General features: G+C 63.5%; 19 protein-coding genes and 2 pseudogenes. 17 read left to right on the top strand and 4 right to left on the bottom strand.

Translation table 11 applies throughout. The annotated features are described in order from the left end of the window. Positions 1 to 335: 335 nt before the first annotated feature. The 4 genes and pseudogenes from BKP54_RS18020 to BKP54_RS18035 all read left to right on the top strand — a co-directional run bounded on the left by BKP54_RS18020 (position 336) and on the right by BKP54_RS18035 (position 5,508). Positions 336 to 1,924, top strand: a pseudogene (locus tag BKP54_RS18020) (ABC transporter substrate-binding protein). Next, positions 1,924 to 3,039, top strand: coding sequence for an ABC transporter permease (locus BKP54_RS18025; protein ID WP_025427815.1), 1,116 nt, complete (start codon positions 1,924 to 1,926; stop codon positions 3,037 to 3,039). The pseudogene BKP54_RS18020 and the gene BKP54_RS18025 overlap by 1 nt, the downstream one beginning before the upstream one ends. Then, positions 3,036 to 3,863, top strand: coding sequence for an ABC transporter permease (locus BKP54_RS18030; RefSeq protein ID WP_025427816.1), 828 nt, complete (start codon positions 3,036 to 3,038; stop codon positions 3,861 to 3,863). Before BKP54_RS18025 ends, BKP54_RS18030 begins: the two co-directional genes overlap by 4 nt. After that, positions 3,856 to 5,508: an ABC transporter ATP-binding protein gene (locus tag BKP54_RS18035; protein ID WP_025427817.1), complete on the top strand. Its 1,653-nt coding sequence runs from the start codon at positions 3,856 to 3,858 to the stop codon at positions 5,506 to 5,508. The genes BKP54_RS18030 and BKP54_RS18035 overlap by 8 nt, the downstream gene beginning before the upstream one ends. Positions 5,509 to 5,589: 81 nt before the next feature. Here BKP54_RS18035 and BKP54_RS18040 read toward each other — a convergent pair whose 3' ends face one another. Together BKP54_RS18040 and BKP54_RS18045 are read right to left on the bottom strand one after the other, a co-directional pair. Next, positions 5,590 to 5,931, bottom strand: coding sequence for a PAAR domain-containing protein (locus tag BKP54_RS18040; protein ID WP_025427818.1), 342 nt, complete (start codon positions 5,929 to 5,931; stop codon positions 5,590 to 5,592). Between the two features lie 173 nt (positions 5,932 to 6,104). Further along, positions 6,105 to 6,899 carry a helix-turn-helix transcriptional regulator gene (locus BKP54_RS18045; RefSeq protein WP_057211094.1) on the bottom strand — a complete coding sequence of 265 codons (795 nt, stop codon included), beginning with the start codon at positions 6,897 to 6,899 and terminating at the stop codon, positions 6,105 to 6,107. 128 nt (positions 6,900 to 7,027) lie between these two features. On the opposite strand from BKP54_RS18045, the gene BKP54_RS18050 reads away from it, so the two are divergent. The 7 genes and pseudogenes from BKP54_RS18050 (at position 7,028) to BKP54_RS18080 (ending at position 14,592) form a co-directional block, all read left to right on the top strand. Beyond that, a complete protein-coding gene (locus BKP54_RS18050; RefSeq protein ID WP_025427820.1) occupies positions 7,028 to 8,617 on the top strand; it encodes an ABC transporter substrate-binding protein in 1,590 nt (529 codons plus the stop codon). Positions 8,618 to 8,739: 122 nt separating this feature from the next. Further along, positions 8,740 to 10,734: a CocE/NonD family hydrolase gene (locus BKP54_RS18055; RefSeq protein ID WP_057211091.1), complete on the top strand. Its 1,995-nt coding sequence runs from the start codon at positions 8,740 to 8,742 to the stop codon at positions 10,732 to 10,734. A 66-nt stretch (positions 10,735 to 10,800) separates the two neighbouring features. Next, the gene (locus tag BKP54_RS18060) at positions 10,801 to 11,295 is read left to right on the top strand and encodes an HPP family protein (RefSeq protein ID WP_057211088.1); all 495 of its coding nucleotides are present in this window, start codon (positions 10,801 to 10,803) and stop codon (positions 11,293 to 11,295) included. After that, positions 11,292 to 11,859 (top strand): annotated as a pseudogene (locus tag BKP54_RS18065) (TetR/AcrR family transcriptional regulator). The gene BKP54_RS18060 and the pseudogene BKP54_RS18065 overlap by 4 nt, the downstream one beginning before the upstream one ends. Positions 11,860 to 11,998: 139 nt before the next feature. Next, entirely contained in the window at positions 11,999 to 12,460 is a 462-nt protein-coding gene (locus tag BKP54_RS18070) for an SRPBCC domain-containing protein (protein ID WP_025427823.1), read from the top strand. Further along, positions 12,453 to 14,048: an MFS transporter gene (locus BKP54_RS18075; RefSeq protein ID WP_234907748.1), complete on the top strand. Its 1,596-nt coding sequence runs from the start codon at positions 12,453 to 12,455 to the stop codon at positions 14,046 to 14,048. The genes BKP54_RS18070 and BKP54_RS18075 overlap by 8 nt, the downstream gene beginning before the upstream one ends. Positions 14,049 to 14,172: 124 nt before the next feature. Continuing rightward, the gene (locus BKP54_RS18080) at positions 14,173 to 14,592 is read left to right on the top strand and encodes a GFA family protein (protein ID WP_025427825.1); all 420 of its coding nucleotides are present in this window, start codon (positions 14,173 to 14,175) and stop codon (positions 14,590 to 14,592) included. Between the two features lie 12 nt (positions 14,593 to 14,604). On the opposite strand, the gene BKP54_RS18085 is transcribed toward BKP54_RS18080, so the two are convergent. Further along, on the bottom strand, positions 14,605 to 15,006 hold the full coding sequence (locus tag BKP54_RS18085) for an ACT domain-containing protein (RefSeq protein ID WP_025427826.1): 402 nt from the start codon (positions 15,004 to 15,006) through the stop codon (positions 14,605 to 14,607). A 232-nt stretch (positions 15,007 to 15,238) separates the two neighbouring features. Here BKP54_RS18085 and msrA point away from each other — a divergent pair, with 232 nt between their 5' ends. Next, entirely contained in the window at positions 15,239 to 15,916 is a 678-nt protein-coding gene (gene msrA, locus BKP54_RS18090; RefSeq protein WP_038577286.1) for a peptide-methionine (S)-S-oxide reductase MsrA, read from the top strand. 43 nt (positions 15,917 to 15,959) lie between these two features. On the opposite strand, the gene BKP54_RS18095 is transcribed toward msrA, so the two are convergent. Beyond that, positions 15,960 to 16,883 carry an alpha/beta hydrolase gene (locus BKP54_RS18095; protein WP_025427828.1) on the bottom strand — a complete coding sequence of 308 codons (924 nt, stop codon included), beginning with the start codon at positions 16,881 to 16,883 and terminating at the stop codon, positions 15,960 to 15,962. A gap of 160 nt (positions 16,884 to 17,043) precedes the next feature. Between BKP54_RS18095 and BKP54_RS18100 the strand changes: the two genes are divergently transcribed. The 5 genes from BKP54_RS18100 to BKP54_RS18120 all read left to right on the top strand — a co-directional run bounded on the left by BKP54_RS18100 (position 17,044) and on the right by BKP54_RS18120 (position 22,259). Continuing rightward, on the top strand, positions 17,044 to 17,952 hold the full coding sequence (locus BKP54_RS18100; protein WP_025427829.1) for a LysR family transcriptional regulator: 909 nt from the start codon (positions 17,044 to 17,046) through the stop codon (positions 17,950 to 17,952). Positions 17,953 to 18,157: 205 nt separating this feature from the next. Beyond that, positions 18,158 to 19,318, top strand: coding sequence for an ABC transporter substrate-binding protein (locus BKP54_RS18105; RefSeq protein ID WP_025427830.1), 1,161 nt, complete (start codon positions 18,158 to 18,160; stop codon positions 19,316 to 19,318). 190 nt (positions 19,319 to 19,508) lie between these two features. Continuing rightward, positions 19,509 to 20,507 (top strand): ABC transporter ATP-binding protein, encoded by a 999-nt coding sequence (locus tag BKP54_RS18110; RefSeq protein ID WP_025427831.1) that lies wholly within the window; start codon positions 19,509 to 19,511, stop codon positions 20,505 to 20,507. Then, a complete protein-coding gene (locus BKP54_RS18115) occupies positions 20,504 to 21,454 on the top strand; it encodes an ABC transporter permease (RefSeq protein ID WP_025427832.1) in 951 nt (316 codons plus the stop codon). The genes BKP54_RS18110 and BKP54_RS18115 overlap by 4 nt, the downstream gene beginning before the upstream one ends. Continuing rightward, positions 21,444 to 22,259 (top strand): ABC transporter permease, encoded by an 816-nt coding sequence (locus BKP54_RS18120; protein ID WP_025427833.1) that lies wholly within the window; start codon positions 21,444 to 21,446, stop codon positions 22,257 to 22,259. The genes BKP54_RS18115 and BKP54_RS18120 overlap by 11 nt, the downstream gene beginning before the upstream one ends. The last annotated feature ends 22 nt before the right edge of the window (positions 22,260 to 22,281 follow it).

Here is a 22,281-nt window from a genome sequence, read left to right on the forward strand (position 1 = left end):
GCTGCCACGGGCGGCGCAGGACTGACGACGGGCCGGTGAACCGGCAAAGCGACGTCACGGAACGTGTGGGGTCTCCCGCGCGCCGCCGAAGGCCTATCCATAAATGTAGCTTATGGAAATGAATTATAATTTAGGACGTTACAAGGTGCAATCGAGCGATTAGGCTTATCGATCTGAAGCCAAGAGCGTCCGCCCGAGAAAGGAGAAACGAGGCAAGCGAAGACAAAAAATGGGCCCAAACGGCCGATCCGAAAGCCATCCGCAAGGTGGCGGTACGCAGCAATCTCTACCAACCACAACGAACGGCGAATGCCGACACAGAAGGGAACAGGGGAATGAGCGATTACAAGGATTACCTCACACGACAGGTCATGCTCGGCAGGATGAACCGGCGTGAATTTCTCGGACGCGCGGCTGCAGCCGGCATCCTCGCATCGACGGCAGGAACACTGTTTGCCACCAGCGCCGCGGCCCAGGAGCCGAAGCGCGGCGGCCATCTGAAACTCGGCCTCGAAGGCGCTGCCGCGACCGACTCGAAAGATCCGGCCAAGGCACTCTCGCAGTTCATGTTCGTCGTCGGCCGCAACTGGGGCGACATGCTGGTCGAAAGCCATCCGACCACCGGCGCACCCGTGCCGGCGCTCGCCGAATCCTGGGAGCCATCTGCCGATGCCTCGACCTGGACCTTCGCCATCCGCAAGGGCGTGAAGTTCCACGACGGCAAGGAACTGACCATCGACGACGTCATCAAGACGCTGCAGCGCCACACCGACGAGAAGTCGGAGTCCGGCGCGCTCGGCGTGATGAAATCGATCGAGGAGATCAAGGCCGACGGCGACAAGCTGGTGCTGAAGCTGACGGAGGGCAATGCCGATCTGCCGCTGCTTCTGTCCGACTATCACCTGATCATCCAGCCGAATGGTGGCATCGACGCTCCCGACGCCATGATCGGCACCGGACCCTTCAAGGTGGCGAGCTTCGAGGCCGGCGTTCGCGCCACCTTCGAGCGAAACACCGACGACTGGCGGACGGATCGCGGCTTTGTCGATTCGGTCGAGCTGATTGCAATCAACGATGCCACCGCTCGCATCGCGGCCCTTTCCTCCGGTCAGGTCCACTTCATCAACCGCGTCGATCCGAAGACCGTCAATCTCCTGAAGAAGGCGCCGACCGTCGAGATCCTGAACACGTCCGGCCGCGGCCACTACGTCTTCATCATGCACTGCAACACTGCGCCGTTCGACAATATCGACCTGCGCATGGCGCTGAAATATGCGATGGACCGCGAGACCATGGTCGAGCGCATCCTCGGCGGTTACGGCAAGGTCGGCAACGACTTCCCGATCAACGACACCTACGCCCTCTTCCCCGAAGGCATCGAGCAGCGCGCCTATGACCCCGACAAGGCGGCCTTCCATTACAAGAAGTCCGGCCACAGTGGCTCGGTGCTGCTGCGCACCTCCGACGTCGCCTTCCCAGGCGCCGTCGATGCGGCCGTGCTCTACCAGGAAAGCGCGAAGAAGGCAGGCATCGAGATCGAGGTCAAGCGCGAACCGGGCGACGGCTACTGGACGAACGTCTGGAACGTCCAGCCGTTCTCCACATCCGTACTGGGGCGGGCGCGACCCAGGACCAGATGTATTCGACAGCCTATCTGTCCACCGCCGACTGGAACGACACGCGCTTCCTGCGCCCCGACTTCGACAAGATCCTGCTCGAGGCACGCTCCGAACTGGACGAGACCAAGCGCAAGGACATGTATCGCACCATGGCGATGATGGTGCGCGACGAAGGCGGCCTGATCCTGCCGATGTTCAACGACTTCGTGAACGCCTCCACCAAGCAGGTGAAAGGCTACGTCCACGATATCGGCAACGACATGTCGAATGGCTACGTCGCGACCCGCGTCTGGCTCGACGCCTGATGATGGAAAGCGGACCGATGACTGGTCCGGTTCCGACGGATGGGACCGCGGATGGAGCACATCCGCGGTCTGCCGATCTTTCCGGTGTACCAGCAAAACCCAACCCCGCCGACGCCCAGGGCGAACTCGGTGGCACCTTCAGGCGGCGCTTTATCTTTCGCCGTCCTCTCGCGGCGCTGATCCTTCAGCGCCTCGGCCTGAGCGTCGGCCTGCTCTTTGCCGTGTCGCTGATGATCTTCGGCGGCATCGAGGCGCTTCCCGGCGACTTCGCCACCACCTATCTCGGCCAGTCGGCAACGCCGCAGGCGGTGGAAAACATCCGCAAGGACCTCGGCCTCGACAAGCCCTGGAGCGAGCGTTACCTCTCCTGGCTCGGCGGCGCCGTGCAAGGCGACTTCGGCACCTCCTGGGCCAGCAAGAACTCGGTCGGGGAACAGATCGGCAAGCGTCTCGGCAATTCGCTGTTCCTCGCTTTCTTCGCCGCGCTCGTCTCCGTGCCGCTTGCCGTCGGCTTGGGCATGCTGGCGGTGCAGTTCCGCAACCGGCTGCCGGACAAGATCATCAACGTCGTCTCACTGGCGGCCATCTCGCTGCCCGAGTTCTTCGTCGGCTATCTCCTGATCATGTTCTTCGCCGTCAAATTCGGCGTCGCCACCTTCCCGGCGACGGTCTATGACAGCATGACCTTCAGCGAGCGGCTTTCGGCGATCGCGCTTCCGGTCGCAACCCTCGTGCTCGTCGTTCTCGCCCACATGATGCGCATGACCCGAGCGGCGATCCTCAACGTCATGTCGTCGGCCTATGTCGAGACGGCCGAACTCAAAGGGCTTGGCATGTTCCGCATCATCGCCCGCCACGCCGCTCCCAATGCCGTGGCACCTGTTATCAACGTCATCGCGCTCAACCTTGCCTATCTCGTCGTCGGCGTCGTCGTGGTCGAGGTGGTGTTCGTCTATCCCGGCATGGGGCAATACATGGTGGATGCCGTGACCGTGCGCGACATGCCGGTCGTGCAGGCCTGCGGCCTGATCTTCGCGGCTTTCTACATCTTCCTCAACATGGCGGCCGACATTATCGCCATTCTCGCCAACCCGAGACTGAGGCATCCGCGATGAACCTGAGATCCATCCCCCTTAGCGCCTGGATCGGCATCGCCGGCATCGCCATTGCGATCTTCTGCGCCCTGTTCGCCCCTGTCATCGCCCCCTTCGGCGAACGCGAGGTCGTCGGCGACGTCTGGCTTCCTTCCGGTGGCGACTTCCTGCTCGGCACCGACAATCTCGGGCGCGACCTGCTGTCGCGCCTGATCTACGGCGCCCGCACCACCATCTTCGTGGCGCTGGCGGCAACCGTGCTGTCCTTCTCGCTCGGCATGATCCTCTCCTTCACCGCCGCGGTCATGGGCGGGTTCGTCGACCAGTTCTTCTCCCGCTTCAACGATCTGATGATGGCGATCCCGACGCTGATCTTCGCCCTCGTCGTGCTGGCGGTGCTGCCGCAGCATCTGTGGATCCTGATCCTGGTCATGGCCGTGCTCGATTCCACCCGCGTGTTCCGCATCGGCCGCGCGGTCGCGCTCGATGTCGCGGTCATGGAGTTCGTCGAGGCGGCCAGACTAAGAGGCGAAGGCAGCGTCTGGATCATCTTCCGCGAGATCCTGCCCAACACGTTGTCGCCGCTGCTTGCCGAGTTCGGCCTGCGCTTTGCCTTTTCCATCCTGTTTCTTTCCACCCTCTCCTTCCTCGGCCTCGGCATCCAGCCGCCGGCCGCCGACTGGGGCGGCATGGTCAAGGACAACAAGGATGGCATCATCTTCGGCATATCAGCTGCCCTGATCCCGGGTGCTGCGATCGCGACACTGGCGATCTGCGTCAACCTCGTGGTCGACTGGCTGATGAAGAGAACCTCCAGCCTGAAAGGAGGGCGTGGCGATGCCTGAGGCTTCACCTGACAAGAACACGCTTCTTTCCGTCAAGAACCTGAAGATCGAAGCGACCAGCTATCCCCCGGGCGAGCCACCGAAAACCGTGACCCTGGTCGAAGGCGTTTCCTTCGACCTCCAGAAGGGCAAGGTGCTTGGCCTGATCGGCGAATCCGGGGCCGGCAAGTCGACCATTGGCCTGTCGGCGCTCGCCTATGGCCGCGGTGGCGTGCGCATCACCGGGGGCCAGGTGCTGCTCGACGGCAAGGATATCCTGCCGCTCGACAAGAACGGCATCCGCTCGATCCGCGGCGCCCGCGTCTGCTACGTCGCACAGTCGGCGGCCGCCGCCTTCAACCCGGCGCACCGGCTCGGTGATCAGGTGATCGAGGCATCGCTTCGCCACGGCATCATGAACCGCGAGGAAGCAAAAAAGCGTGCGCTCTACCTGTTCCAGGTGCTCGGCTTGCCGAATCCGGAAAGCTTCGGCGAGCGTTATCCTCACCAGGTTTCCGGCGGTCAGTTGCAGCGGGCGATGACCGCTATGGCGCTCTGCCCCAACCCGGAGCTGATCGTCTTCGACGAGCCGACGACGGCGCTCGACGTGACGACCCAGATCGACGTGCTCGCCGCGATCAAGCACGCGATCGAGGAAACGCACACCGCAGCCCTCTACATCACCCATGACCTTGCCGTTGTCGCCCAGATCTCCGACGACATCATGGTGCTGCGCCACGGCAAGACGGTGGAGTACGGCACCACCAAACAGGTGATCGAGGCTCCGGCCGAAGACTATACCCGGGCACTGGTCAGCGTACGCCAGACCAAGCGCGAAGAAGCGCCGGACCAGACCGGCACGCAATTGAAGATCGAGCATATCAGCGCTGGCTATGCCAACGGCTTCAAGGTGCTGCACGACGTTTCCATGCATCTGCCCAAGGGCCAGACGTTGGCGATCGTTGGCGAAAGCGGTTCCGGCAAGTCGACGCTGGCGCGCGTCATCACCGGCCTCTTGCCGCCGACCGAAGGGCGCATCACCTTCGAAGGCAAGGAACTGCCGCGCGCCTTGAAGGGCCGCAGCAACGACGAACTGCGCCGCATCCAGATGATCTACCAGATGGCCGATACGGCGATGAACCCGCGCCAAACGGTGCGCGACATCGTCGGCCGACCGCTGTCCTTCTACTTCGGCATGCATGGCGCCAAGAAGACGGCGCGGGTCAAGGAACTGCTCGACCAGATCGAGATGGGAACGAAGTTCCTCGATCGCTATCCGGCCGAGCTTTCCGGCGGCCAGAAGCAGCGCGTCGCCATTGCCCGGGCGCTCGCCGCGGAGCCGGAACTCATCCTCTGCGACGAGCCAACCTCGGCCCTCGACCCGCTGGTGGCCGAAGGCATCCTGAATCTGCTTTTGAAGCTTCAGGAGGAAACCGCTGTTTCCTATGTCTTTATCACCCACGACATCGCCATCGTCCGGGCGATTGCCGACAGCGTCGCGGTGATGCATCGCGGCCGGCTGGTGCGTTTCGGCCCGAAGTCCAAGGTGCTGGCACCGCCCTTCGACGACTATACCGACCTGTTGCTAAAGTCCGTTCCCGAGATGGAAATCGGCTGGCTGGAGCGGGTGCTGACGACCCGCCGCATGGAAAGTGCGGGCAACTGAGGGCCAGCGCCGAAAGTGCCTACGTAGTCCCCTCTCCCCGCCTGCGGGGAGAGGGCTAGGTTGGTCAAGACGATCCAGCCGTCACTTCACCTTGCAATCGACATCGCCCAATCGTTGCGCCGCTTCGCCCTCAAAGGTCACCGACGGCTCCGCCTTGGCGGTGCAGTCGCCGGTGGCGCCACTGCCTGACCGGAAATGCGCGACCGGCTGCCCTTCGATCATGATGCTCGGCACCACCTCGTAAAGCTCCGGCGGACAGTTGGCGACGTCGGAGAGCCGAAGCGCCGGCTGGCCGCCGATCATGACGCTGGTGGAGCCGGAAAGCGCGCAAGCCGGGATGGGCGGGCGCGCATCTTCGGCGGCAGACGGCATGGCCGAGACCGCGAGCAGAAGTCCAGACATGGCGATATCTGCAGATTTCATCAGCTTCTCCTTCGACGGTGCAGACGCGGAATGCAACGCAATCTAGAGCATGTCGCGCAAAAGTGCGCAGCGGTTTTGCGATAACGACATGCGTAGAAACAAGAACTTAAAGCGCAGCGAGCAAACCTGGAGATCGCGATGCGCTTTAAGTCGGCAACGCCGCGCACGCTATCTCAATAATCGGTCGGCACCGTCAGCACGTCGGCATCAGGCGTTTCGAGAAAGGCCCTGACCGTCGAGGGCATCTGCCGCGAGCCTGTGGCCAGCACGCCGCAGCGCGACAGCATCTGCCGGATATCCGGCTCCTGGCCGAGGGTGCGCCAGATCATCCGCGAGGCATAGGGCAGGTTTTCCTTGCGCCAGGAAACGCCCATGGTCGTGCCGCGCAGATAGACGCGCTGATGCACTTCGAACGGCATCAGGATCGTCTGCGACAGCATCGGCTGGCGCCCGACGCTGCGCTCGGCGATGAAGATGCGATTGCGCCAGAAGGTGACGAGGCCGACATATTTCGAAAACTGCTGGATTTCGTTGGCGGCATCGCGGATGCGCTCAATCGACTTCACCCGGATCGATCCGCTCTCCTCGTGAATGCGGGCGCAGGAACAGACGACGCGGCCGGGCCACGACGGCGAGAGATGGTAGGTCTGGTAATAGCCGATATGGCGGCGAAGCCCGGCCAGATCACCGGGAAATCCTTCAAGCAGCAGCCCGGCTTGCGAGCGGTCGCGATCGGGCCTGACCATGCGGGCTTCGAACAGTTTCGACGACAGGGAAAAGTCCTGCGCCTGCAGCCCGAAGAAGCTGGCGATGCGCGCGACATTATGCGCCGACGGCCGCGCCTCGCCACTGATGTAGCGGTTGAACTGCTGACGGTTGATGCCGATCTCGCGACAGATCTGCGAGATCGAGCGCCGCGTCGCGCAGGCGAAACGAAGATTGGCGGCAAAGTTGTCGGCGTCGTGCACGAGCGGCTCCCAGCGATCCGGAACAGATAGCGTAAAGTCGCGTAAATCAGCGTCAAGTCGCGAAATTGTGCAACCCGCCGCAGCCGTTAGGTTTTCCCTTGAAACAACACTTCAGAGGGAACCTGCATATGAGCGAATTCACCAAGCGTCCCGACGGCCTCATCGTGCCGACAGGCATCAACCGCCGCGGCTTCCTGGCGGGCACCGCGGCCCTCGGTCTGGCGGCAGGCTTGGGCGGCACGATGGTTGCGGGCGATGCACGCGCCGAGGAGCCCAAGCGCGGCGGTCACCTGAAACTGGGCCTGAAGGGCGGCGCCACCACCGATACGCTCGATCCCGCCGGCTATAGCGGCTCGGTGTCCTTCGTCATCGGCCACCTCTGGGGCGACACCCTGGTCGAATCCGATCCGAAGACCGGCGCGCCGCTGCCGGCACTGGCCGAATCCTGGGAGCCCTCGGCGGATGCGTCGCAATGGACCTTCAAGATCCGCAGCGACGTCAGCTTCCACGACGGCAGCAAGATGACCATCGCCGATGTCATCGCCACGCTGAAGCGGCATTCGGACGAAGGCTCGAAATCAGGTGCGCTCGGCTTGATGCGCTCGATCAAGAACATCGAGGAAAAGGCCGGCGCGCTGGTGCTGACACTGACCGAAGGCAATGCCGACCTGCCGCTGCTTCTGACCGACTATCACCTGATCATCCAGCCACGCGGCGGCGTCGACAATCCCGCCTCGCCCATCGGCACCGGCCCCTACAAGCTTGCAAGCTATGAAGCCGGCCTGCGCTCGACCTTCGAGAAGAACGCCAATGACTGGCGCCAGGACCGCGGCTTCGTCGACAGCGTCGAAATCATCGTGATGAACGACACGACCGCGCGCATCGCCGCGCTTTCCTCCGGCCAGGTGCATTTCATCAACAACATCGACCCGAAGACGGTGCCGCTCCTGAAGCGTGCGCCGCGCGTCGAGATTCTCCGGACCGCCGGCAAGGGCTTCTACAGCTTCCTGATGCATTGCGACACGGCGCCCTTCGACAACAACGACCTGAGGCTCGCACTCAAATATGCGGTCGACCGACAGGCGATTCTCGACCGCGTTGTCGGTGGTTTCGGCACGCTCGGCAACGACTATCCGGTCAACGAGAACTATGCGCTGGCGCCCGAGGGCATCGAGCAGCGCGCCTATGACCCCGACAAGGCCGCCTTCCACTTCAAGAAATCGGGCCACGACCGGCCGATCCTTCTGCGCACCTCGGATGCCGCCTTCCCCGGCGCCATCGACGCCGCGGTTCTGTTCCAGGAAAGCGCCAAGAAGGCCGGTATCGAGCTCGAAGTGCGCCGCGAGCCGGAGGATGGCTACTGGACCAATGTCTGGAACGTCCAGCCGTTCTGCGCCTCCTACTGGGGCGGCCGGCCGACGCAGGATTCACGCTACTCCACCTCCTATCTCTCCAGCGCCGAGTGGAACGACACGCGCTTCAAGCGCGAGGACTTCGACAAGCTCCTGCTTCAGGCCCGCTCGGAGCTCGACGATGCCAAGCGCAAGGAGATGTACCGTACGATGGCGATGACGGTGCGCGACGAGGGCGGCCTGATCCTGCCGGTGTTCAACGACTACGTGAACGCCGCTTCCGCATCGCTGAAGGGTTTCGTCCACGACATCGGCAACGACCTTTCGAACGGCTATGTTGCCAGCCGCGTCTGGTTCGACAGCTAAGAACACGGTTTCGCGTACGGAAGTGCGTAAAAACAATGCGTTAGAGCATTTCCAGCAGAAGTGTTTAGCGGTTTTGCGTCTGGAAACGCGTAAGAACAATGAGAGTGAGCGGAACAACCGATATGTCAGAGCGTGAATTCACCCTGATCGAGAACGAGTGGATCCGATTGAAGGACGGCACGCGGCTTGCCGCCCGCATCTGGATGCCGGATGGCGCCGACGCTGAGCCGGTGCCGGCCGTGCTCGAATACCTGCCCTACCGCAAGCGCGGCGGCACGAGTCTCCGCGATGAATCGACCTATCCGGTCTTTGCCGCCGCCGGCATTGCCGGCGTGCGCGTCGACATTCGCGGCTCGGGCGAATCCGATGGCGTCATCGATGGCGAATATACGCCGCGCGAGCTTTCCGACGGCTGCGAGATCATCGAATGGATCGCCGCCCAGCCGTGGTCGAATGGCAAGGTCGGGATGATGGGCATCTCCTGGGGCGGCTTCAACTGCCTGCAGGTGGCAGCCCTCAAGCCGCCGGCGCTGAAGGCGGTGATCTCGATCGCCTCGACCGTCGACCGCTACAACGACGACATCCATTACAAGAATGGGTGCCATCTCTCCGCCCAGCTTTCCTGGGCGGCGACCATGCTTGCCTATCAATCGCGCGCGCCCGACCCTGCGATCGTCGGCGACCGCTGGAAGGAGATGTGGCTGGAGCGCCTGGAGAACGAACCCTACTTCATGGAGGAATGGCTCGAGCATCAGCGCCGCGACGCCTTCTGGCAGCACGGCTCGATCTCGGAGGATTTCGGCGGCTTCGACACTCCCGCGCTCGTCATCGCCGGTTGGGCCGACGGTTATCGCAACACGCCGCTGAAAGCCGTCGAGGGCCTCGGCGCAAAGGCCAAGGCGCTGATCGGCCCCTGGGTGCACAAATATCCGCATTTCGCCTGGCCAAAGCCCCGCGCCGATTTTCACGGCGAGGCGATCCGCTGGTGGAACCGTTGGCTGCGCGACGAAAAGAACGGCGCCGAAGGCGGACCGCAGGTGCGCGCCTATATCCTCGACGGCCCGCGCCCGGCCGTCCGGCGCGACAACGACCCTGGCCGCTGGGTCGCCAAGGACGTCTGGCAAAAGCCGGAGATGCAGGTTCTCGGCATCACGCTCGACGGCAGGCTTTCCACCGACGCCAAAGATATGGGCACCGGCGAGGTCTATCTGAAATCACCGCTCGATACCGGCACGGCTTCCGGCGAATATTTCACCCTGAAACCCGATGCCGAAATGGCCGGTGACCAGCGCATCGACGATGCCGGAGCGCTGACCTTCGAAACGCGGCCGCTGCTGGAGGCTGAAGACTATCTCGGCCAGCCAAGCCTCTCGGTCGATGTCACCTGCCCGGCCGACACGGCCAACCTTGTCGCCCGCATCGTCGACGTGCACCCGGATGGTACCGCCACCCGCATCGCCTTCGGCGTGCTCAATCTGGCGCATCGCGACGGCAATGCCGAACCGCGGGCAATGGAAAAGGGTCGCCGCACGCGGATCACACTGGTGCTCGACGCCTGCGGCTATCGCGTGCGCGCCGGCCACCGCATCCGGCTGTCGCTGTCGACGTCCTACTGGCCGATGATTTTGCCGCCGCCTGATGATCCCGGCCTCACCATCGACACAGCGAGCCTGACGCTTGCCCTTCCGCTGCTCGGCCAGCACAACGAGGTCGTCGTGCCGGAGCCGGAAAATCCGGATCCGCTGCCGAAATACATCGAGCGGACGGCCGGCAGCACCAGCCGCACCGTCGAACGCGACATGACCAACGGCGTCACCCACTATCGCATCTACGAGGATGGGGGCTTGAGCGAGCATCCGGATACCGGGCTCGCGACGCAGGACATCCGCGACGAGACCTGGTCCATCGCTCCCGACAATCCGCATTCGATGATCGGCACCTCGACCTGGACCTGCATTTCCAAACGCGAGGGCTGGTCGGTGCGCACGGTCTCGACCTCGGTTCTCACCTGCGATGCCGACGACTGGATCACCGAAGCCAAGATCGTCGCCTATGAAAACGACGCGCCCATCTTCGAGAAGAGCTTTGCCAAGCGGGTCGCACGCGACCTGATGTAACACCGTCTTGGCTCCAAAAGCGTATGACTGCACCAATCGGTAAACATTTTACTGATAGTTACAGTCGTGCGCCATTTCTTCAATTGCCACCAACCTGCCGTCCATATCGGCCGCGGCCTCGTTGCCGGCATGGGTGGCCTCGTGGCCATCGCCGCCGTCGGCGCGCTCACCAATATCGTCGGCGAACCGCTTCTGATGGCGCCGTTTGGCGCCAGCTGCGTGCTGATCTTCTCGGTCGCCGGCAGCCCGCTCTCCCAGCCCGCCAATGTCGTCGGTGGACATTTCATCGCGACGCTGGTCGGCCTCGTCATGCGCGCAGTCTTCCCCAATGAGTGGTGGGCGGTCGGCCTTGCGGTCGGTGCTGCGATCGCGCTGATGGCAGCGCTGCGCATCACCCATCCGCCGGCGGGCGCCACTCCGCTCGTGGTCTTTGCCAGCGACCCCGGCCTCGACTTCCTGCTTTTCCCCGTTCTGACCGGCTCATTGGTGCTGGTTGCGGTTGGAACGCTGTTTCATCGTTTTGGCAAGGTCGAGTATCCGCTGCCGAGGAAACCCGCATGAGCCGCGTCGTCGCCGAGCGCCAGGACGTCATCGCCACGCTCGCGGAGGTCTTTCGCGAACACGGCTATGATGGCGCGAGCCTCAACCTGATCACCGAGAAGACCGGGCTCGGCAAGGGCAGCCTCTATCACTTCTTCCCTGGTGGGAAGGAGGAGATGGCCGAGGCGGTGCTTGGCGACATCGCCCTATGGTTCCAGACCAACATATTCGACCTGCTGCGCAACAGCGAAAGGCCGGCGGCTGCGATCGACGACATGTTTGCCTCCGTCGACAGCTACTTTCGCCGGGGACGCCGCCTCTGCCTGATGGGCGTCATTGCCCGCCAGCGGCGCCCATGATCGCTTCTCCGTCGAGCTCACCCGATACTTTGCCGATTGGCGGACTGCCCTCGCCGAGGCGCTCGGCCGCCAGGGTATCGCCGAGAACGAGCGGCAGGCGCTGGCCGAAGAAGTGATCGGCGGCATCCAGGGGGCACTCATTCTTGCCCGCAGCCTTGGTGACGCCGAAGCTTTCGGCCGCGTGCCCCTCCGCCTTAAGGGCCGATGCACCCTGTCGCATAACTGACAAAAATCAGATCTCAGGCCTCGGCCGCCTTGACAATTCCCCGCGCGCCCAGTTATTAACCATCAAGTTAAATAACTTTCAGGTTAAAGAACGGCCGCGCCAAGCGACAGCGCTGGCTGCGGGAGGAATTGTTATGGCAATGACCAGTGAAAACGCATCGCGCGAACACAGACTGAGCCTCGAAATCACCAGGATCTTCGATGCGCCGCGCAGCCTGGTGTTTAGGGTATGGTCAACGCCCGAGCATGCCTTGCGCTGGTGGGGACCGCGCGATTTCAGCCCGCACTCGCTGACGATGGATTTCCGCCCCGGCGGCGCCTGGCGCGCCTGCATCCGTTCGCCGGAAGGGCGCGACTATTGGATGGGCGGCGTCTATCGCGAGGTGATCGAGCCGGAGAAACTCATCTTCACCTTCGCCTGGGACGAAGAAGGCAAGCCGGGTGCCGACACGCTGATCACCGTTTCATTCGTCGATGTCGGCGGCAAGACCCGTCTGACCTTCCACCAGACCCCCTTCGACAGCGTCGACGAGCGCGACTCGCACCAGGAAGGCTGGGGCGAGTGCCTCGAAAGACTGGAGGAGTATCTTTCCGATGTCTGAGACAATGACCACCGCGGACAACACACCGGGCCCGAAGGCCACGCGGCGGGAGTGGATCGGCCTTGCCGTCCTCGCCTTGCCCTGCATGCTCTATTCGATGGACCTGACGGTCCTGAATCTCGCGGTGCCGCAACTGACCGAGCAGCTGAAGCCATCGGCCTCGCAGCTCCTGTGGATCGTCGATATCTACGGTTTCATGGTGGCGGGCTCTCTGATCACCATGGGCACGCTTGGCGACCGCATCGGCCGGCGCCGGCTCTTGATGATCGGCTCCATCGCCTTCGGCATCGCCTCGGTGCTGGCCGCCTTCGCCTGGAGCGCCGAAACGCTGATCCTCGCACGTGCTGTCCTCGGCGTCGCAGCAGCAACCTTGGCGCCCTCGACGCTGTCGCTGATCCGCAACATGTTCCTCGATGACAAGCAGCGCACGCTGGCGATCGGCATCTGGATCGCCAGCTTCTCCGCCGGCGGCGCCATCGGCCCTGTCGTCGGCGGGCTGATGCTGTCTCAGTTCTGGTGGGGTTCGGTGTTCCTGCTCGCGGTGCCTGTGATGATCCTGCTTCTGATCCTCGGTCCCATGCTGCTGCCGGAGTTCCGCGATCCGAATGCCGGCCGGCTCGATTTCATCAGTGCCGGACAGTCGCTGGTTGCCGTGCTGTCGGTAATCTATGGCATGAAGCGCATCGCCGAGGACGGTCTCGACGTCACCGCCGTGTTCTTCATCCTGCTCGGGCTGACCGTCGCCATCCTGTTTGCCCGGCGCCAGAGCCGGCTTGCCGATCCGTTGATCGACCTCGCCTTGTTCAGGACCCCGGCTTTCAGCGCCGCCCTCGGCGTTAATATTCTCGGCCTGTTCGTCGGCTTTGGCGCCTTCCTGTTCGTGGCGCAGTATCTGCAGCTCGTGCTCGGCCTGTCGCCCTTCGTCGCCGGTCTCTGGTCGGTGCCGACAGGGGTCGCCATGGTGCTCGGTTCGATCCTGGTTCCGTCGCTTGCCGCCCGCTATGCCGCCTCGAACCTGATTGCTGCCGGCTTCGTGCTGACCGCCATCGGCTTTGCGATCTGCACCCAGGTCGAAACGACGAGCAGTCCGCTGCTCGTCACGACGGGCCTCGTCGTTCTCTGCCTCGGCTTTGCGCCAGTGGGCACGCTGACGACGGACCTGATCGTCGGCTCCGCCCCGCCGGAGCGCGCCGGCGCTGCATCGGCGATCTCGGAGACGAGCTTCGAGTTCGGCGGTGCGCTCGGGATCGCCGTGCTCGGCAGCATGCTGACATCAGCCTATCGCACCCGCATGGACGCCGTGATCGTCACCGGCCTTCCGACTGAGACCGTGGAGGCCGCACGCCAGACGCTTGGCGGCGCCGTCGCCATCGCCGAGCAACTTCCGGGCGAGCAATCCGAACGGCTGCTCAATGCCGCCCGCGACGTGTTCACCAATTCGTTTGCCTTCACCGCATCGATCTGCGTGGCCCTGTCGCTGCTGACGGCACTGCTCGCCTTCCTGCTCTTGCGCAAGGCAACCGGTGACGGCGCCGACAGCGATCCGGCAATTGCCGACGAGGCGGAGGCCTCGGTCAAAGCCGGATAATAACCGGCGTCCGCACAACGGACGCCAACACATAAATCGCATCAACGTTCAACTCGCCAGCGTCGTTTCCCCGGTCGAAAGACCAGGGACAGCCGACGACTGTCCAAAGACAGGAGCCCGTCCGATGAAAAAGCGCTATCGCGGCAGCTGCCACTGCGGCACCGTTGAGTTCGAATGCCAGCTCGACCTTGCCGAAGGCATCCGCCGCTGCAATTGCAGTTTCTGCGCCAAGACGCGCATGCAGAAATCCTTCGCGCTGCGCGACGAGTTTGCCATCACCAGGGGCAAGGAGGCGTTGACGAGCTATCGGGCGGAGCCTTCGAACTGGCGGGAGGGCGACGTCGATCACTACTTCTGCAGCCGCTGCGGCATCCGGCCGTTTTCGCGCGGCTATCTCGAGGATTTCCTCGGCCATTTCTACGCCGTCAACGTCGCCTGCGTTGACGGCGTCAGCGACGAGGAACTCGGCACGGCACCGATCATCTACGAGAACGGTCGTCACGACGACTACGAAAACCCGCCGCGCGACATCCGCTTCATGTGATCGCCGAGGCGATCAGGCCGGGCTCAATGCCAGCAGCGCCTCGAGCGCACGCTCGGCATCGGCCTCCGGCACGAAGATGTGGTCATGATAATAGGCGGCCACGACGTTGGCACTGATGCCCTCCCGCGTCAGCGCCGTCGCCACCGCCGCCGTCAGCCCGACCGCCTCAAGCGCCGAATGCACATTGAGCGTGATGCGGCGAAGCAGCGGACCATAGGAAAGGCCGGCCGCATCGGCAGCATGACGCTCCAGGATCAGCGTCAGCCCCTCGTCCTCGCGATAGGTGGCAAGCGGCTCCACCGGCATGTAACGCTGCGCCTCGTCATGGGGCACGGTGCAATAGACATAGGTCTGCGGAAACAGAACCGGCGCCATCGTCGCCAGCAGCTTCGTCAAATCCGTTTCGCCAGCCATCACCCCTCCTCTAACCTTCCACAGTCCCCGCTATGCGGGATCAAGTCGCCAATGCAGTGGTAGCGGATCGTCACATTGCCGTGAAGCACGCTCTTGCGATTTGCATTCGGCCGGGTCCGCGAAAAACATGGGTTCACACGGCCGCCGCCCGAACGCGGCAGAGGAAGCAACCATGTCTTCGACACGCAACATTCTGCCGTTCGCTCCGGCTATCAACCACCATCTCTGGCTGATGGCTCCGGCACTTGCCATCTGCGCCGCCCTTTCGATTGCGCCCTCAGCCCGCGCCGCCGAACCGGCCGTATCCATTCCCCCGCCGTCGCTGGATGAGAAAGCGGCCAGCGGTCCGGAAACGGCGGTATTTGCCGGCGGTTGTTTCTGGGGCGTCCAGGGCGTCTTCCAGCATGTGAAGGGCGTGACCAACGCTGTCTCGGGCTATGCCGGCGGCAGCCGCGACACGGCGTCCTATGAGGCGGTCAGCAATGGCGACACCGGCCACGCGGAATCGGTGGAAGTGACCTACGATCCGAGCCAGGTCAGCTACGGCAAGCTGTTGCAGATCTTCTTCTCCGTCGGCCACAACCCGACGCAGCTGAACTATCAGGGGCCGGATCACGGCACGCAGTATCGTTCGGCTCTGTTCGTTGCCACGCCGGAGCAGAAGAAGATCGCCGAGGCCTACGTCGCCGAGCTCGGAAAATCAGGCGTCTTTCCGACCGAGATCGTCACCGAGATCGCGCCGCTGAAGGGCTTCTATGTCGCGGAGGGCTACCATCAGGATTTCCTGACGCGCAACCCGACCTATCCCTACATCGTCTACAACGACATGCCGAAGATCGAGAGCCTGCGCAAACTGTTCCCGCAGAGCTTCCGCCCCAATCCGGTGCTGGTGTTCAAGGCGAAGAGCTAGCGCGTTTCCGCCCGCAATTGCGCTCCGGTGAAAACTGGAGCGTTCAGCCGGTTCCGACAAGCACCGCAATACCTTCGGCCAAGCGCCGAAAGCCTTCGCGCGCACCCTCACTCATGTGCCGTGCCCGCAGCCAGGCGTGGATCATCTGCGGCTCTTCGCGAAAGGTGACGTTGACGCCGGCCGTCGCAAGCCGCGCGGCATAGAGGCGCGCGTCATCGCGCAAGGGGTCGAAATAGGCACCAGCGATATAGGTCGGCGGTAAGCCGGAAAGATCCTTCTCCGCCAGCGGCACCGCAAACGGGTCGTCGGCCGGCGCCTGCAAAATCTTTCGGTAGTAGCTGGTATCGGCAGTCGTCAGTCCCGGCGCATCGGACATTTCGAGATAGGAACCGGAAGCCAGGTCACCGCCGAGGCCAGGATAGATCAGCGCCTGCCCGACGATACCAGACACCCCGTCCGCCCGGGCCTTCAACACGATGCCTGCGGTCAGGTTCCCGCCGGCACTGTCGCCGACGACCACCACCGGTCGGCCATCGGCCACCAGGAAATTCAAGACCGCGTAGCAATCCTCGAAGGCGGCTGGCCAGACGTGGTCGGGCGCCAGCCGATAATCAACCGACACCAGTTCTGCCCTTGCGAAATCGGCAAGCTCGGCGCAGATGGCGTCATGGCTGTCGAGCGAGCCGACGACCCAACCGCCGCCGTGAATGTAGTAGATTCGGGTGTCGGTCGAAACGCTCGCCGGCCGATAGCGCCGGATCGGGATCCGGCCGTCGACAAGCTCGTCCTCGCGCGTCAGCCCCGCCGGCGACGGCGCGTCGAACTCTGCGCAGAGCGCATCGTACCATTTGCGCTGCTGTTCGATCGACGCATCGACCGCATCGGCGGGATAGAATTCTTCGCAGCGCCGGTGAAAGGCGAGGATGCCCTCCTCCGTCGGCATCGGTTTCGATACAGCCTGATCCAAAGTCCGCCTCCCTGATCTCTCCGGCGGAAGTCTAGCAGCAGGCCGCCGGTCTTCTATCCGGAAACCGACATAACCGGACAAATCCCGCCGCAGTTGCGTTGTCGGGGACGATCTCTTGGCAGCGCTTGCAAGCGCGCCTCCACAACGATTAACTGCACGGATGGCCTTCACCTTCAGACAGTTGCAGTATTTCGTCGCCGTCGCCGAGCAAGGCTCGATCACGCGGGCGGCGCAGAACCTCTCGATCTCGCAATCCTCGATCACCGAGGCGATCAAGGAGCTTGAAGGGGACCTCGGCGTCGAGCTGTTCGACCGGCATCCGCGCGGTCTTTCGATCACCCACAACGGCCATCAGTTCCTGCGGCATGCGACCAAGATCCTCTCCGATGTCTCCGACGCCCGGCGCAGTTTTTCCGACAGCCGCGAGGAAACCGGCGGCAAGCTCAATCTCGGCGTCACCTCGCTGGTTGCCGGTTACGTCCTCTCCGACCTGCTCGCTCGCTATCGCCGCGCCTGTCCCGGCGTCGATGTCAGTGCCATCGAGGACAACGGCTCATATCTCGAACACCTGCTGATCGGCGGCGAACTCGACGTTGCCGTCATGGTCATTTCCAACCTGCGCGACCGCATGGCGCTGCAGGCTGAGATTCTCGAAACCTCGCCCTATCGCCTCTGGCTGCCGATCGGCCATCCGCTTGTCAGCGCCGACATCATCTCGATCAGCGATATCGCCAAGGAGCCGCTGATCATGCTGACGGTGGATGAAATCGAGGAGAACACCGGCAAGCTGCTGTCGGCGCTCGGCGCCCGCCCGCATGTCGCCTTCCGCACCCGCTCGGTCGAAGCGGTGCGCAGCCTGGTGGCGACTGGCGCCGGCATCGCGCTCCTGCCCGATCTCGTCTACCGCCCCTGGTCGCTTGAAGGCGACCGCATCGAGAGCCGCGACGTCTCCGGCGCCCTGCCCGTCGTCCAGGTCGGCATGGTCTGGCGCAAGGGCTCCAGCCTGCCGCAATCGGCCCGCGATTTCGTCGGCATAGCCGAAGCGCTTCGCAGCGCCCGGCCGCGCTAAAAATCCCGGTGCGATCCAGAACCACGAGTAAAATCATGTAGCTACTCGGCATTTGCCGGGCACGTTGGAGCCTTGACACGGCCCTGATATCGGTAAAACCGATAGCGGCATTCTGATTAATGAATTTGCGAATGCGGAGAAATCAAGGCACGTTTCAATCTGGGAACGAAGCCGTAAAATGCGGCTCAAAATTGGGAGAATTCAGATGAAGCAGATCCTGAAATCCTGCACCGCGCTGACGTTGTCGCTCGGCCTCGTGGCGCCCGCCTTGGCGCAGGAGCCGCTGAAGGAACTGGGCAAGGGCGAAGGCGAACTGTCGATCGTCGCCTGGGCTGGCTACATCGAGCGCGGCGAGACCGACAAGAACTACGACTGGGTCACCGATTTCGAAAAGCAGACCGGCTGCAAGGTCAGCGTCAAGACGGCCGCGACCTCCGACGAAATGGTGGCGCTGATGAACGAAGGCGGCTTCGACCTCGTCACCGCCTCGGGCGACGCCTCGATGCGGCTCGTCGCCGGCAAGCGCGTCCAGCCGATCAACACCGATCTCATCCCCAGCTGGAAGACGATCGACGAGCGCATGCAGAACGCGCCCTGGCACACGGTCAACGGCGTTCACTACGGCACTCCCTATGTCTGGGGTCCGAACGTGCTGATGTACAACAAGGATGCCTTCAAGGGCGAAGCGCCGAAGAGCTGGAACGTCGTCTTCGAGGAAATGAACCTGCCCGACGGCAAGTCCAACAAGGGCCGTGTCCAGGCCTATGACGGCCCGATCCATGTCGCCGACGCCGCCAACTACCTGATCAAGCACAAGCCCGAGCTCGGCATCAAGGATCCCTACGAACTCAACGAAGACCAGTACAAGGCAGCGCTCGATCTGCTGCGCACCCAGCGCACGCTCGTCGGCCGCTACTGGCACGATGCGATGATCCAGATCGACGACTTCAAGAACGAAGGCGTCGTCGCCTCCGGCTCCTGGCCGTTCCAGGTCAACCTGATGGAAGCCGAAAAGCTGCCGATCGCCTCAACCATCCCGGAAGAAGGGGTCACCGGATGGGCTGACACCACCATGCTGCACGCCGAAAGCGCCCATCCGAACTGCGCCTATATGTGGATGGAGCATTCGCTGTCGCCAAAGGTCCAGGGCGACGTCTCTGCCTGGTTCGGCGCCAACCCGTCCGTCGGCGCAGCCTGCAAGGGCAATGACCTTCTGACCGACGCCGGCTGCAAGACCAACGGCTACGAGGACTTCGACAAGGTCAAGTTCTGGAAGACGCCGGTGACGAAATGCGCAAGCCAGGGCGAATGTGTGCCTTACCACCGCTGGGTCTCCGACTACATCGGCGTTATCGGCGGTCGCTGAGCCGCCACGACCATATCGCAAGCATCGCCCCTCACCCTGACCCTCTCCCCGCACGCGGGGAGAGGGAACGCCCCCGGCAAACCCGCCGGGTGAGCTTTGGGCGAGACGCCAACCGCACGTTCCCTTCTCCCCCCGAGCGGGGAGAAGGTTGCGGCAGCGGGATGAGGGGCTGGAATCCTGGAGCAATTTGATGTCCACCGCCGTTCTTTTCGACAATGTTTCCCGCCACTTCGGCGCCGTACGCGCGGTCGATGGTGTGGACCTCGAAGTCGCCGAGGGCGAGTTCTTCGCCATGCTCGGCCCCTCGGGCTCGGGCAAGACCACCTGCCTGAGGCTGATGGCCGGCTTTGAACAGCCGACAGGCGGTCATATCGAAATCTTCGGCGAAACCGCGGAGGGCGTGCCGCCCTATCGCCGCAGCGTCAACACCGTGTTCCAGGACTATGCGCTGTTCCCGCATCTCTCGATCCTCGACAACGTTGCCTACGGGCTGATGGTCAAGGGCGTCGGCCGCGAGGAGCGCCGCAAGGCGGCGGCAGATGCGCTCGCCATGGTCAAGCTGCCGGACTATGGCAGCCGCCGCCCCGGCCAGCTCTCGGGTGGCCAGCGTCAGCGCGTGGCGCTCGCCCGCGCGCTGGTGAACAAGCCCAAGGTGCTTTTGCTCGACGAGCCGCTCGGCGCGCTCGACCTGAAGCTGCGCGAGCAGATGCAGGAGGAACTGAAGACCCTGCAAAAATCGCTCGGCATCACCTTCGTCTTCGTCACCCACGATCAGGGCGAAGCGCTGTCGATGGCCGACCGCATCGCCGTCTTCAACGACGGCCGCATCCAGCAGCTCGGCAGCCCAGAAGAAGTCTACAAGCAGCCGAAGACACGCTTCGTCGCCGATTTCGTCGGCTCGTCAAACGTCTTGCCGGCAAAGCTGTGCCAGAGGCTGGGCGTCAGATCCTCCTATGCCAGCCTTCGCCCCGAGGCGATCGCGCTGTCGGCCCCGCGCGAAGGCGCGCTCAGCCTCAACGGCACCGTGTCGGCCCATAGTTTCCTCGGCGCGGTCAACCGCGTCGTCGTCGACGTCGAAGGCGCGCGCATCGCGGTTGCAAGCCCCGCCTCGCTCGCCGTCCCGCAAATCGGCAGCCCCGTCACTATCAGCTTTGCCGCCGACGAACTGCACCCGATGGAGGACGCATGACCGCCGTCGCTGAAAATCTCGCAGTCCCGGATCGCCGCGGCCCGACCGGCCGGCTCTCGGACTTCTTCTGGAAGCACCCGCATGTGCTGCTTGTCGTCATGCTGGCGCCGCCGCTCTTATGGCTCGGCGTCGTCTATGTCGGCTCGCTCTTTGCTCTCCTGCTGCAGAGCTTCTTCTCGATCGACGACTTCTCCGGCCTGATCAATTACGAGTTCACCTTCGCCACCTACCGCCAGCTGCTGAGCGAAACCAATCTCGACATCATCCTGCGCACCGTATCAATGGCGGCAATCGTGACGCTCGCCTCGGCGCTCATCGCCTTCCCGATCGCCTATTACGCGGCGCGCTACGCGCAGGGAAAATGGAAGGTGCTGTTCTATCTCGGCGTCATGCTGCCGCTCTGGTCGAGCTACCTGGTCAAGATCTATGCCTGGAAGCTGATCCTGGCCAAGGAAGGCATCGTCACCTGGTTCCTCGCGAAGCTGCATCTTCTGTGGGTGCTCGATGCCTGGCTCTCGCTTCCCGTCGTCGGGGGCAACTCGCTCTCGGTCAGCTACACCGGCACCTTCATCGTCTTCGTCTATGTCTGGATGCCGTTCATGATCCTGCCGATCCAGGCAGCGCTGGAGCGCGTGCCGACCAACCTGATCGAGGCCTCCTCCGATCTCGGCGGCACGCCGGCCCAGACCTTTCGCCACGTGCTCTTCCCGCTGGCGCTGCCGGGCATCGTCGCCGGCTCGATCTTCACCTTCTCGCTGACGCTCGGCGATTACATCATTCCGCAGATCATCGGCTCCTCCCGGCTGTTCATCGGTCAGGCGGTCTATGCCCAGCAGGGCACTGCCGGCAACATTCCGCTTGCCGCCGCCTTTACCGTGGTGCCGATCGTCATCATGGGCGCCTATCTCTGGATGGCCAAACGCATGGGGGCCTTCGATGCGCTCTGACCGCCTCAACCGCTCGCCCCTCGGACTGAAGATCGCAGCTGCCGCCGGCCTCGCCTTCATGCATGTGCCAATCCTGCTGATCTTCCTCTATGCCTTCACCACGGAGGAAAAGAGCTACCAGTTCCCGCCGCCGGGGCTGACGACACAATGGTTTGCGGTTGCCTGGAACCGGCCGGATGTCTGGGCGGCGCTGACGCTCTCGGTCAAGGTCGCCTCGATCGCGACCGCGGTCGCCCTGGTGCTCGGCACGCTCTGTGCCGCCGCCGTCAGCCAGACCCGCTTCTTCGGCCGCGAGACGATCTCGCTGCTGGTCATCCTGCCGATCGCGCTGCCCGGCATCATCACCGGCATCGCGCTGCGCTCGGCCTTTTCCATGGCGGAGATGCCATTCTCCTTCTGGACGATCGTGCTCGGTCACGCGACCTTCTGCATCGTCGTCGTCTACAACAATGCGGTGGCCCGTTTCCGCCGCATATCGGGCTCGCTGATCGAAGCCTCGATGGACCTGGGTGCCGACGGCTTCCAGACCTTCCGCCACATCATCCTGCCGAACATCGGCACCGCACTTCTTGCCGGCGGCATGCTCGCCTTCGCGCTGTCCTTCGACGAGGTGATCGTCACCACCTTCACCGCCGGCCAGCAGTCGACGCTGCCGATCTGGATGCTCGAAGAACTCATCCGCCCGCGCCAGCGACCGGTGACCAACGTGGTCGCCATGATCGTGGTGCTGGTCACTTTCCTGCCGATCCTCGGCGCCTACTACCTGACCCGCGACGGCGACCAGATCGCCGGTGCCGGCAAGTGAACTCGACTTTCAAGGGAGAACA

Source organism: Ensifer sp. 1H6 (assembly GCF_001976035.1).
In the GTDB taxonomy this organism is placed as follows: domain Bacteria; phylum Pseudomonadota; class Alphaproteobacteria; order Rhizobiales; family Rhizobiaceae; genus Ensifer; species Ensifer canadensis.